Consider the following 12744-nt stretch of genomic DNA (forward strand, 5'->3'; position numbering starts at 1 on the left):
TCGTGCAGGTTCGGCGCCAGCTGACCCAGCTCGCGGACCGAGGATGCGTCACGGAGCTCATCGAGCACGTGCTCAATTGGCTCACCCAGCTGACCGACGCACACCATGCGCTCGCGCTGCGCCTCCAGACCGCCCTGCGGGCCTTGTACGGTCGCAAGAGCCAGAAGGTCAGCTCGCACCAGCTCTCGCTCTGGCTGACGACGCTGCTCGACGCCGACGAGGCCCCTGCTTCTCAGCTTCCTGAAGCGCCGCCCGATGAGGCTTCGCCCGAGAAGGCGGAGCAGCAAGCTCCTGCTGCCGACCCACCGAAGCCACCGAAGCGTGCAGAGCGTGAGCCGCTACCAGCGCATCTGGAGCGCCATCGGGAGCGCTTGGCAGTGCCCGCCTCGGAGCGCGTCTGCGGCCAATGCGGTCGAGACAAGTCCTGCATTGGCTACCGGACCAGCGAGGTGCTCGACTTCATCCCTGCTCGGTTCGTGGTCGTCGAGCAGCAACGAGAGAAGCTCGCTTGCCCCCGCTGTCCCGAGCAGGGCGTCACCACCGCACCGCCCGACAAGGTCATGGACCGCGGTCGTCCCGGTCCTGGCCTGCTGGCCAAGCTCATCGTCGACAAGTTCGAGGACTCGATGCCGCTGTATCGGCAGGCCCAGGCGTGTGCACGCTCGGGCGTCGTCCTGTCGTCCTCCACGCTCGGAGACTGGACCGCGTTTACCCTAGATCTGCTGGCTCCCATCGCGGCGCGCATCACCGAGCGGGTCCTGGCTGAGCCCTATCTGCGCACCGACGATAGGGGCATCCCCGTCCAGGACCGCAAGCATCCTCGGCGCCTCAAACGCGGTCACCTGTGGGTCTTCGTCAGTGACCACCTCGCAGCCTTTCTCTATGCGCCCGACTGGAAGGCCAAGCACCCAGCCGCCTTGCTATAGCCCTTTCAGGGCTTTCTTCAGGGCGATGGCTACGCTGGCTACAACGCCATGCTGCGTCAATCGACAGGCTGCGCGCCCATTCTCTCCGAGGAGCGTCGACTCGGATGCGGCATGCACATCCGCGCCAAGTTCGAGAAGGCTGCCAAGCTCGGCGACCTCTGCGCCGCCATCGCTCTCGGCTACTTCAAGGCCATCTATCGTGTCGAGGCCGAGTGCAAGGCACGCGGTTTCTCTCCAGAGCAGCGGCATGCCCATCGACAAGCCCACGCGATGCCCCTGGTCGATGCGTTCGTTCGATGGGTGCACGAGACCCATCCATCGCTCGTGCCAAAGACGCCTCTTTATGAAGCCATCTTCTATGCAAAGGGACAGGAGAAAGCCTGGCGGCGGTGCTTCTCCGACGGGCGCTTCGAAATCGACAATGGTGAGGCGGAGCGGCAGCTGCGCAAGGTCGCTATCGGTCGCAAAAACTTCCTTTTCGCCGGCTCCGACAAGGGCGCGGAACGTCTCGCCATCGGCTTCACGCTTTTCCGCTCGTGCAGCCTGCAAGGGGTCAACCCTCTCCTCTGGGCCACCGATGTCATCATCAAGCTGCAACGCGGCTGGTCACGCTCGAGGCTCGACGAGCTACTCCCCGACGCTTGGTCGAAGGCGCACACCAGCGACGCAACGGCTGTAGGCGTCGCCGCCTCGTAGCCGCATCCGCATTCCTGCTCGACGTCGGGTGAAGGCTCCCGAGGTTGGCTTGCGGGCGTTCCACGCTGTCGTCTGCCTTGCGCCAGCATTCGCCCAGGAGAGCTCCACCTCGCTCTTCCTACGCCTCAACCCTCTTCCCGGCATGCCCTGGGCCGGACGCTTACGCTGTACCTGCCTTCTTATTCCCCCGCCTTCAACCCCATCGAGTCAGGCTGGGCACTGCAAAAGCAGTACATCCGACGTTATGGTCCGCGAACGTCAGAGGCCCTGGTTCGGACCGCACGACGCGCACGCTACCGCGTCACTCCAGCCCATTGCCGAAATTGGTTCGCCCATGCGGGATATCAAGTCAATTTAGGTGACCTCTGGGGTGAATCCTACTCTGTGCGATCAATCGCTTTGATAATGATGCCTCGCGCCAGCAGGTAATCTAGAACAGGAACTTCTAGTGTCGTGGCCAGATCGCATTGAACTCGTCCCCAGGCGGGCTTCCTAGGTGATGAGAACCATTTTCTCCAACCACCAGCAGCAGCTCGAACTCTGCATATGTATGAAATGTTTTGTGTTCCTGGCGGTACCCAGACTGTGTGAGCAAGAGTATGCTCCCCAAAAAGCGGCTGCTCGCGTTCGTAGAGATACCATTCTGATTTGCTTGCGTGTACTCCTACGCTGATAATTTTTGACGTCAGGATTTGGAACCGCAGCTCTGCGCATGCCTCGATGTCTGCTTGGGTCTTTGCAGCTGTCTCATAGACTGGATCTTGTTTGTTGTCGTCGATCTGACCGCTATGAATGCCAGCGCCATTTGTGCTTAGTCTAATTGAACATGCGATCTTTCCGTGTGCTACATTGACAAATTCAGTCTTAGGGAAGACGTCAAGAACCGTCGCACGGACAGAATCATCAAATTCAACCTCAAGAGCTACGCTTGCTGGTCCGGTAGGATTGCTTGAGAGGGTTTCTCTCTCATTCGGACTTACGTGTAACGTGTGGAAAAGGAGCCAGACGTCAGCAAAAGAACGAGACTCGCGATCAAAAGGACTCCACTTCCCGATACGAAGCAGATCGTCAAGATTGACGGCTGCTGTGGGTTGGACCTCGACGATAAAGCTCTCGCTGGCTGCCTCAGCGGCCGGGCCTAGTTGTTGATGTTCGCGGTCGAGTTCTGGATTGATCGGAGTATCGAGTCTAAAGCGTAGGTTCATTTTCGTTTCTCATTAGTGATGCATAGTGTGAGTCATTGCTTTTTGCGCGCAGCGAGAGTTGAAGAGTTCCGCGTAGAATGAGCTTGAGCTCGTCTCTTTCATGCTCCGCTTCTACGAGGGATTTTGTGCCCTGTCTGCGTTTTTTGAGTTCATTTATTGATTCTTCAACTTCACGGAGGGCATCTTCTGTGGCTAGTTGGACTAGATTGTTCAAGTCTTGAGGGCCGGTGTCCAATTTGCGCTTTATGGCTTTCAAGACTCGCCGTGTAGCAGGTGCATTGATTTCAGACGGAAATGCGAGCACAGCCTTGGCACCATGTAGTCGAATTAGTCGCGCGTGCTCTTGGTGAGAAATGTTGGTGCCGCATGAGAATAAGAGTACTACGCGATTTTGGAAAACGCCTAGGATCCCATAGTCGTCTAGAAGTTTTGAGAGTGCAGTGCTGCGGTGTCCAGTGACCACTATCGCTGTATGCTCTTTGATCGAGCTGGTCCAAAATGTCTCTGCTGAAACAGTGTGTCCAATATCGGAAACTAAGTGGGTTGCCATTAGTCCAACGTTATCGCTGGAGTTCGGCTTTACTCCCACTATGTCCTTTATGGATACATTAGATGGGAAGGACTTGATTTTGCCGATGACCTTGTCTGTGGGCTCGTCCAGCCAGAGTCGGCAGGGGGGTGAACAGGATTTGCGAATGCCAGACACCACGTCGCCCCAGTTGACAATCCCACGATCGAAGCTGCTTCCATGAGACTCGGCTAGACGTGCAACGGGGCTCAAGGAAATGACAATGTCTCTCCTTGCTTGAGTCGCGCGTATGTCCACAAGAACGTCCTGCCACGTTGTTGCGTTGGTTATCTCTTTCGGGGACGTGAATACTTGTTTCTGGTCAGACCCAGCAATTATGTCTACTGGCGTGTTTTGAGAGTTGAATTTTGCTGTTGTTCTAGCGCTAAGCCATATAATGTTATTATCTTTAGATGCAGCTCTCTTTATTCGTTCTTGGTGTAGTGCTTCTGCTTCATCGGCTACGCTGTCGGACAGTGTTCTACGTGAAAGCTGTGGTGGATTAGATGAAGTGATGCTGAATTCAAGTAGCTCTAGTTTGTTGTCGGCTCGGCCAATAAGCATGTGTGATTCATCGACACGTGCGAGTCTCGGTAGGAGTTTTGCGAACTCTGGAGGAGGCTCTGAGTCGCTCAAAACAAGTGTCGCAGCATTAATGGTGTCTAAATCTTCACCCATGAACTTAATAATGGTTCTGTCGAATCGCCCGGTTGCCGGCAAGCCCTGGTGTGTTTGATAAGCCGTCATGGCTTCGCGTAGATCGTTCACTGTGTCGCCTCGTGGTTTGAATCCTACCATTTCTAATAGCAGCTGAGCCATTTGGTGGAGCCAGTCGAATTGTATTTGAGCTATTAGTATGAAGTCGTCTGTGATCGTTGAGGGGATGCTAGCGTTTAGGCCGAATGCTTGAGCTAGTTCTGTTCGTGTCTGAAGAATGCTGTCTTTCCAAATCTGACGCTGAATGACTTGATCGTCTTTGTTGAATTCGATTGTTTTTAGACGATTAGTTAATGCTGTGTCTGCTTTCTCATGTGCTTCTGAGACAACCGTGGGGCTGCTGCTTTTGATTTCGATGTTTGAGTCTGTTGTGAGATTCTTGAAGCGAACGCCCATTGGGTGTGTAGAACTATTTCTGTCGACGTATTCAAGCGTAATTTTAGGTGAGGAGGAATTTAGTTCTTGTTCGAGTGGAAACCAGTCACCTTGGTTTATGCGAATCATTAATGAATTGCTGGTTAGGACATGGTTTATTGCGCTGTTGTCTTTGGGAACATTGCGTTCAAGGTCGGCGCAAAAGACTGCGGTAATGTGGGCTGCGTTCGCGCCGAGGCTGATGATGTTCGGAATAGCTGGTATGACGAGGCGCTGATTGCTTGCGGTAGCTTTAAGGCTCACCAGTAGAGCGATAGTTGCGATTAAGGCAGCCATCGATATGCGTACCATACGGAAACCCCGGAAACCTTCCATAGCGTCACCCCTTTGAACTTCTAATCTTTGCGATGGGGAAGGAAACGAGCAGAGCCGCGGATTATGTTTATGATCTGAGCCGAACACGTTTCTGTCAATACTCTCAGACCGCGTGTCTGGCCGTTTCGGGAGTGAATCGGTTCCGTCCATGGAGTAGCAACTGGGACAGTCTTTCCCGATGGCACGAATGGTGCTCCAACGGCAGCATGCCAAGCTGAACGAGCGAAGGACCATCTGGAGTCAGACGCAGGCCGGTTGGGTGAAGAGCTTCTCTTGCAAAGGCGACTTCAGCCTGCTGGATGACTCTGGTGTCTCTCTGCTGAACTCCTAGCGAGGCGCCTATGTCCGGCTCGTGAGGCACCTACCTCCGGTATGAGGCAGCGGCCCCCGCTCTCCCACCTCAGGCCGGGATGGCGCGGACCGGCAGCCGCGCCAGCCCCCGCACGATGATCGTGTGCATCCACTCCGGCGGCCCGGGGCGGCGCTCGAAGCGCTGGAACCGCGTGAGCAGCGTCTCCAGCGCGATCCTCGCCTCCATCCGGGCCAGCGCCAGGCCCAGGCACGTGTGCGGCCCGTGGCCGAACGCCAGGTGCCCGCGCGTGTCGCGATCCATGTCGAACACGTCGGCCTTCGGGAAGCGCGCTTCGTCGCGGTTGGCGGAGGCGAGCATCACCAGGATGAAGGAGCCCGCCGGGATGGTGCCGCCCGCGAGCGTCGCTTCGGCGGGCGCTTGCCGGAAGATGAAGTGGACCGACGGATCGTACCGCAGCATCTCCTCCAGGTACCGCGGGATCATCGCGGGCTCGGCGCGGAGACGCGCCATCTCCTCGGGGTGATCGGCGAAGCGCATCACCGACTTGGCGATGAGGTGCACCGTCGTCTCCAGCCCCGCGATGAACAGCAGGTGGAAGAACGAGTGGAGCTCCCGGTCGGTCAGCGCCTGCTCTCCCGCCCGGATCTGGAGCAGTGCGCTCATCAGGTCCGACCCGGGCTCACGGCGCCGCGCCTCGATGACCTCGTCACAGTGCCGGTGCATCTCCCGGTACGCGCTGCGCACCAGCTCGTCGTGCTCGGGCCCTTGCGACACCGGCCCCGCGCTCCCCAGGACGTCCGACCACCGCTTGAACTGCGCGTGACGGGTGGGATCGAGGCCCAGCACGCCGCCGATCACGCTCGCCACGAGCGGCGTGGCGAACGCGGAGACGAAGTCCACCTCGTCACCACCCCCGAGCCCATCGGCAAGCCGCTCGGCGAGCGCGCGCAGCGGCCCCTCCGTCGCGGCGAGCAGCGCCGGCCCGAACGCGCGGTTCACCATGCTCCGGAGGCGCGTGTGCTCCGGCGGGTCCTGCACGACCATGGAGTGCGCGCCCGCGTTGAACTCGAGCTGGAGCCAGGGCGGGTCCATGGCCGGCGCCACGCCCCGTGACGAGAACCGGACCGGATCGGCCACCACGGCCGCCGCGTCCTCGTAGCGGCTCACGGCCCAGAAGCCGCCGGGTTCCACCCGACAGACGGGCGAGTCGCGTCGCAGCGCGGCGTAGAACGGGAAGGGATCGACGGCGACTTCGGGAGAGAGGAGATTGAGGTGAACTTCGCTCATTCGTGCGCTCCAGACGAGTCGGCGAGGCCGGCTCGGGTCGTCGGGTTGACCGCACGTTACGGGCGCCTGCACGTGGAGGCCAGCCAGGGCATGCCTCGTTGCACCCGGGGAATCGCCCGTGAAAGCCAGCGAACGCGCTTCTTCGGCCTTTCGCCCGTCGCCCTACGTGCGCCCACCTCGCGTTCATGCCGTGGAGCTCCAGGGGGCATGCAGATTCACGAGGCGACGCGCGGATGGGCCCCCGAGCGTTTTCCGGACGACCCGTCGTGCTGGCGATGGGGTGCGTGGGCTGATCTCGAGAGGAGCCGTGGAAGGCCGTGGGCCGGTCGCTCTGGCGGGACTTCCGGCAAGCGCATGGCGTTCTCGCTCCAGGGCCAGCCACCTGGGACTGGGTGGAAGAGGAAAGCTGGCACGTAAATTGGAAGTAACGAACGTCGAACGGGAATCGACGAACGTCGAACGGGAATCGACGAACGTCGAACGGGAATCGACGAACGTCGAACGGGAATCGACGAACGTCGAACGGGAATCGACGAACGTCGAACGGGAATCGACGATCGGTGAATGGGGGAAGGACGAACCGTGAATGGAGGAAGGACGATTCGTGCGTTGCGAAGGGTGATCCGCCAGCGGAAGAGAACCCGGCGACAGGCGGACGACTGGCACGTGAACGCGGACCGACGATCGTTGAACGGCGATCGACGATCGTTGAAGGCCGAAGGACGATCGTTGAACGGGGACCGACGATCGATGAACGGCGATCGACGGTCGTCGAACGGGGACCGACGAACGTCGAACGCCGAAGGACGAACGGTGATTGGCGAAGGCTGACCCCTGACAGGAAGGACGGACGGTGAATGGCGGATGACGGCCACGTGAATGGGGATCGACGATCGGTGATTGGCGAACGCTGCCACGTGAACGGGGATCGACGATCGTCGAACGGGGATCGACGATCGTCGAATGGGGATCGACGATCGTCGAACGTGGATCGACGATCAGGGATCGCCGACCGCTGGCACGAGATCGGCGAAGACCGATTCGTGAGCGGCGAAGACGCCCACACGGTGGGCATGGCCCGGTGCGGTGAGCGCGATGGCTCCTGAGGGAGCTCGGCGCGCGCTCCCTTGAACGCTCGCTGATGTCGAGGAGTGCCCCGCGTCGACGGAGACGATGACGATCTCGAGCAGTTACAAGTGGAGGGGGAAGGCGATGGCGCAGTTCCCGGTCACGAAGACGGTCCGCCAGGGGTCGGGGTCTTCAGCCGTCGGGCGTCATGGGGAACGCGCTGCCCGCTCTCCTCCTCCTTATGAAGAGGGATGGCCTGCGCAGGGTGCATGAGCCGCGCGATGCAGGCGGGCTCCCGCTGAACCGACGAGTCGGTACGCGGATTCAGGAAGGACTTTCGCGCTGGCGCCCGAGGGACTGGCGTCACCTGATCGGTGCCGCCTGAAGGATGCGGTGATGTTCCTTACGCGCTGTTATCGATTGAAATATCGTGACATTTCATACCAATCCCATGACCGGGAATGGCTCGATCGCTCGCCATGGGATGCATGACCGTCCGTTTCAGTTCGTGATTCTTCGCGGCAGAGGAAGATGCGCGTCGCCTGGTCACGGAGCGCTGGGCGGATGATGCGCCAATGGGTTCCACTGGTACGAGAATGGGTTCTCGTGATGCAGGCATGCGAAGCTGCGAGAGGCGGGATGGCTGCACTCGCTGTGCCAGAGGCGAAGCCTGCCGAGGCCGCGATGGGCGTGGGCGAAGGGCAACGAGAGAGCGCTGCTTCGAAATGAAAATCGTCACGACGGGGATCCGAAATCGTTATGGGTGGCATTGACATTGGCTGTCGCCGGACGCATTGAATGGTGCTGTACCGACCGCGCGTCTCGCGGCCGGTACATGAACAGCGCACGCGCTCCACCGGAGTGCACCGATGAAGGAAAACCAATGACGACGACGCTTCTCGTGAAGCAGTATGCGGGAGAACTCACCCTCGATTTGACGGATCTGCAAGGCTCGCTGGTCGATCTGCCCAGCGGGGGCATGAGGGGGCTACGACGTGAAAAACCTGGCTGGGACAGGGCCGAGCAAGAGCTGTCCACGCGCCTGCCGCTGCACGCGGCCGAACTCCGGGTGGCTCCGGATCTCGGCACGCAAATCTCGACCTTGAACACGCGGCTCGCGCGGGTGCGCGCCGTGAAGCGGACCGTCGAGAAGCTGGCCGAGGTGGCCGCGGAGACCGAGGCGTACCTCGAGGACCAGCGGGAGGCCCTGGTCGGCCTCGTGGTCGATTCGGTGCGCAAGGCGGCGAAGCGCACGGATCCGGCGCTGATGACGGCGTTCGAGAAGACCATCCGGTACCATGGCCAGACGGGGCTGCTCGCGGCGAAGACGCGACGCAAGAACGAGGCGGCCACGGCCGAGGAGGAGGAGGCCGGGGTGCCCTTCAAGGGGGGCGCCGCCCTCGCTGCCGCTCCGGAGGGGGAGAGCGAGGACGAGCCGCAGGAGACGTGATGCGCGGCTCCCGGTGACGCCTCCTCGGGAGGCTTCACCGGGATCGTGAACGAGGAGCGCGGGGAGAGTTCGAGACGCGGGCTCTCCTCGCGTTTTTTTGTGCGTCGTGAGGTCGTTCGCGCCACGGCGTCGACGGTTCTGCATCCCCGAGGCGCGGCGGGAGGCTCTTCGCGGTGGGCCTCCGAGCTTGACTGTCGCGTCATTTGACGCGGCGGTCATGCACGGTGCTTCGGCGATCCATGGTCATCGGGGCCGGTAGGACGACGGGGGTCCGTGACGTGCGCTGAGGGGGGTCAGCGACGTGCGGCGAGGGGGCTTCGGCGACGTGCGGCGAGGAGCGCCAGCGCTGCCAGGGACGAGGCTGCCGTGGAGGTGGAGCGGGTGGAGGTTCCGGGGACGGTGCATCCACAGCTGCCGTCGTCTCCAGGCGCCTCGCCGTTGCCTCCCGTGCTGGTGCTGGTGCTGGTCCCGGAGCCAGGGCCTTCGCCAGCGGTGCCACCCTCTCCAGCGCCGCCTTGGCCTGCGTTGCCACCGTGGCCTGATGTGCCGCCTTCGCCAGCGGTGCCGCCCTGTCCAGCGCCGCCAGCGCCACTGCCGCCAGCGCCACTGCCGCCAGCGCCGGAGGTCGCGCCCTGTCCAGCGCCACCTTGTCCAGCACCGCCAGCGCCACTGCCACCGTGGCCGGCGCTGCCGCCTTCTCCGGTGGCGAGGGTGGTGACGCAGACGTCGTCTTCGCAGGTGGCGCCGGTCGGGCAGGTGGCGGAGGTGGTGCACGGGATCCAGCCCAGGCGACGGGTCAGCACGCGCTCGGTGCCGTGAGGAGGGGCGTGGTCGAAGCGGGAGTAGGCGACGAGAGCTTCGACGGGGCCGGCGCAGAGGGCAGGGGGGCCTTCGATGCCGGGCTCGGCGGAGAGGACGAAGCTCGGGGAGACGGTGCCGGCGGCGGAGAGGACGGCGGCGTGGAGGTCGATGGCGTACGGGTCGGTGGGCGTGGTGCGGTGCCGCCAGGCGATGAGGCAGTGGCCGGCGCGGCAGGTGGTGGCGGGGAGGGTGCCGGAGCCGGGGTTGGTCCACAGCGCGGTGGTGTCGGCGCGGAGGTTCGAGGCGGGGGTGATGACGATGCCCTGGGGGTCGAGGACGTCGCCGAGGGGGGAGACGCGGGCGGCGTGCACGGAGCCGTCGCCGTCGAAGACGGTGCCGCCACCGATGTCGAGCTGCTCCCAGACGACGAGGTAGTTCGTGCCGTCGAAGCCGAGGCTGGTGGTGTGGGCGACGACGCCGGGAGGGGTGATGGGGAAGCCGCCCACGTCGAGGGTCTGGCCCTGGGCGGTGATGCGCGCGCCGTGGAGGGGGCCGTTGCGGCTGTCGAAGCGCCACACGACGAGGTAGCCGTCGCCGTCGGAGGTGAGGTCGGGGCGGAGGCCGAGCCAGTTGTCCGGGTACTCGGCGAAGGTGAGGACGGGGCCGTGGGTGCCGTCGTGCGCGACGAGGACGCCTTGTACGCCAGCAGGGCTGTCGACGGCGAGGAGGGTGCCCTGGCCGTTGGAGGCAACGCCGAGGTGGTCGTCGTCATAGGACTCGAGGGGGAGGCTCACCGGGATGGGGTCGAGGAGCTGGCCAGCAGGGCTCACGCGGGCGTACTGCGGCGTGTAGACGTGGTCGCCGTGGGCGCTGAGGCTGCGGGGGAAGCTCCACCAGGCGACGAGGGTGTTCACGCCATCGAAGACGGCGCGGGGGGCGAACTGGAAGCCGAGGTCGGTGGTGATGGCGATGCCGCTCGGGTCGAGGACGGTGCCCTGGGGGGTGACGCGGGTGGCGAAGAGGTCGGTGCCGCGGCGGCTGGCGTCGTAGGCGCGGTCGTCGGTCCAGGCGACGAGGTAGTTCACGCCGTCGAAGGCGAGGGTGGGCTGGGTCTGGCCGTTGGCGCTGGTGGCGAGGAGGCGGCTGGGCGTGTCGAGGATCGTGCCGTCGGGCGCGAGGCGGGTGGCGCGGAGGGTTGGGCCCGCGACGCGGTCGTAGGTGGTGAGGTCGGTCCAGACGACGAAGGTGCCGTTGCCGTTGCCGGCGAGGGCGCTCTCGTTGGCGTGGGTGGAGAGGAGGGCGCCGCCCGGGTCGAGGACGGTGCCGGTGGGGGTGATGCGGGCGCGGTGGACTTGCTCGGCGGGGTTCTCGGCTTCGGTGCGGGTCCAGGTGACGACGGTGTTCTGGCCATCGAAGGCGGCGCGCGGGTTGCCGAGGTAGTGGTAGATGCTCGGTTCGGTGGCGACGAGGAGGCCCGCGGGGTCGAGGACGGTGCCCTGCGGGGTGACGCGGGTGGCCTCGATGCGGTGGCTGGAGAACTCGCTGGGGGAGTCGAGCCAGGCGATGACGTAGTTCGCGCCGTCGAAGGTGATGGCAGGGTTGCGCTGGCCGATGGCGCCCGGGGTCGCAGGGCCGAGGTGCAGCGGGGGGACGTCGAGGGCCACGCCGCCGGGGTCGACGCGGACGCCGTGGATGCGTCGGTCGCTGGCTTGCCAGACGACGAGGGTGTTCGTGCCGTCGGAAGCGAGGGCGGCGCGGGCGTTGCCGTCGTTGTAGGCAGGGAGGCCGGGGTCGAGGAGGAGGCCACCGGGGTCGAGGACGGTGCCAGCCGTGTCGACGCGGGCGAGGCGGGTGCCGGCGTCGAGCCAGGCGACGACGAAGTGGGTGCCGTCGAAGGTGGCGGCAGGGTTCCTGGTGGTGCTGGTGGCAGGGGCGATGGGGAAGCCACCCGGGTCGAGGATGCCGTTCACGGGGCTGATGCGGGTGCCACGGAGGGTCTGGGTGGTGGCAGCTTGCTGGACGACGAGGTAGTTCGCGCCGTCGTAGGCGACCGCGGGTCTGGCGCCCGGGCCGAGGTGGATGCCGTAGGGGTCGAGGACGGTGCCGTCGGCCGCGACGCGGGCGGCGAAGATGCTTTCGAGGGCGAGGCGGGTGTCGGTCCAGGCGACGAGGTAGCCGTCGCCCGCGCCTGCGATGGCGGGGTCGCGCTGGCCGCCGGAAGCCTGGCCGAGGAGGGGTTGGTCGAGGCCGGATTCGGGGGAGAGGATGGGGTCGAGGACGGCGGGGTATGCCGAGGCGGCGAGGACGTCGGCGGGGACGTGAAGCTCCAGGGCGCCGGCTTCGGGGAGGGCGTGGACGGTGACGGGGGTGGTGGTGCCGCGGGCGTCGATCCAGGTGGCGAGGCCGACGCGGATGCCGAGGCCGGTGGCGGCGTCACGGTAGTGGTGGCCGAGGGGTGTCTGGCCGGCGTAGCGCTGGCCGCCGACGCGGAGGCGGACGGTGAGGTCGCCGTGGCCTTCAGGGGGATTGGCGAAGGTGTAGCTGAGGGAGAGGCCTTCGTCGGTGTTGTGGAGGTGTTCGGTGGCGTCAGGGCCATGCAGGATGGCGAGGTGACCGTCGCGTTCGATGCGGGGAGCGCTGGGGGCCTGGAAGGCACGGTCGCCGCGGGCGAGGTGGGTGGTGGCGAGGGTGAGGGGAGCGCCGAGCTGGGGAGGGGCGTCGGAGGGGGCGTTGGCAGCGTGTGCGTCTGGGCGAGGGAGCTTCTGCCGAGGGTGACGGACGGGCGTGATCGTGACGCCGTCGGGTGAGACGCGGGAGCGGTAGGCGTCGCCGCCACCCGTGAAGTCGCTGCCTTCGGGTCGGAAGGAGAGGCGTACGGTGCGCATGACGGCGCCAAGGTCGAGAGGCGCGTCGGTGCGAGGTGTCGTCTGCGAGACGTCGGCTGTGCTCGATGCCTCGGGTGG

General features: G+C 63.8%; 7 protein-coding genes and 1 pseudogene. 4 read left to right on the top strand and 4 right to left on the bottom strand.

What is annotated here, in order from left to right; translation table 11 throughout:
- Positions 1-68: 68 nt before the first annotated feature.
- Both tnpC and CMC5_RS48935 read left to right on the top strand, forming a co-directional pair.
- A pseudogene (gene tnpC, locus CMC5_RS42345) lies at positions 69-1418 on the top strand (IS66 family transposase); the annotation flags it as partial.
- Positions 1419-1439: 21 nt separating this feature from the next.
- Positions 1440-1622 carry a transposase domain-containing protein gene (locus tag CMC5_RS48935; RefSeq protein ID WP_342673959.1) on the top strand — a complete coding sequence of 61 codons (183 nt, stop codon included), beginning with the start codon at positions 1440-1442 and terminating at the stop codon, positions 1620-1622.
- A 377-nt stretch (positions 1623-1999) separates the two neighbouring features.
- Here CMC5_RS48935 and CMC5_RS44260 read toward each other — a convergent pair whose 3' ends face one another.
- The 3 genes from CMC5_RS44260 to CMC5_RS11525 form a co-directional block, all read right to left on the bottom strand.
- A complete protein-coding gene (locus tag CMC5_RS44260; RefSeq protein WP_156338466.1) occupies positions 2000-2827 on the bottom strand; it encodes a hypothetical protein in 828 nt (275 codons plus the stop codon).
- Positions 2811-4823, bottom strand: coding sequence for a hypothetical protein (locus CMC5_RS44265; RefSeq protein WP_156338467.1), 2013 nt, complete (start codon positions 4821-4823; stop codon positions 2811-2813). The genes CMC5_RS44260 and CMC5_RS44265 overlap by 17 nt, the downstream gene beginning before the upstream one ends.
- Positions 4824-5262: 439 nt before the next feature.
- The gene (locus CMC5_RS11525; RefSeq protein ID WP_050430451.1) at positions 5263-6462 is read right to left on the bottom strand and encodes a cytochrome P450; all 1200 of its coding nucleotides are present in this window, start codon (positions 6460-6462) and stop codon (positions 5263-5265) included.
- A 307-nt stretch (positions 6463-6769) separates the two neighbouring features.
- On the opposite strand from CMC5_RS11525, the gene CMC5_RS44270 reads away from it, so the two are divergent.
- Both CMC5_RS44270 and CMC5_RS11535 read left to right on the top strand, forming a co-directional pair.
- Positions 6770-7048 (top strand): hypothetical protein, encoded by a 279-nt coding sequence (locus CMC5_RS44270; protein ID WP_156338468.1) that lies wholly within the window; start codon positions 6770-6772, stop codon positions 7046-7048.
- A 1365-nt stretch (positions 7049-8413) separates the two neighbouring features.
- Positions 8414-8980: a hypothetical protein gene (locus tag CMC5_RS11535; protein WP_050430453.1), complete on the top strand. Its 567-nt coding sequence runs from the start codon at positions 8414-8416 to the stop codon at positions 8978-8980.
- 293 nt (positions 8981-9273) lie between these two features.
- On the opposite strand, the gene CMC5_RS11540 is transcribed toward CMC5_RS11535, so the two are convergent.
- On the bottom strand, positions 9274-12666 hold the full coding sequence (locus tag CMC5_RS11540; protein WP_156338469.1) for an MYXO-CTERM sorting domain-containing protein: 3393 nt from the start codon (positions 12664-12666) through the stop codon (positions 9274-9276).
- Positions 12667-12744 lie beyond the last annotated feature (78 nt).

This window comes from Chondromyces crocatus, assembly GCF_001189295.1.
Lineage (GTDB): Bacteria > Myxococcota_A > Polyangia > Polyangiales > Polyangiaceae > Chondromyces > Chondromyces crocatus.

Excerpts from the sequence above, each read along its gene's own strand:
- CMC5_RS44260 (WP_156338466.1), bottom strand. The coding sequence starts at position 2,827 with ATGAACCTACGCTTTAGACTCGATACTCCGATCAATCCAGAACTCGAC.
- CMC5_RS44265 (WP_156338467.1), bottom strand. The coding sequence starts at position 4,823 with ATGGCTGCCTTAATCGCAACTATCGCTCTACTGGTGAGCCTTAAAGCT.
- CMC5_RS11525 (WP_050430451.1), bottom strand. The coding sequence starts at position 6,462 with ATGAGCGAAGTTCACCTCAATCTCCTCTCTCCCGAAGTCGCCGTCGAT.
- CMC5_RS11535 (WP_050430453.1), top strand. The coding sequence starts at position 8,414 with ATGACGACGACGCTTCTCGTGAAGCAGTATGCGGGAGAACTCACCCTC.
- CMC5_RS11540 (WP_156338469.1), bottom strand. The coding sequence starts at position 12,666 with ATGCGCACCGTACGCCTCTCCTTCCGACCCGAAGGCAGCGACTTCACG.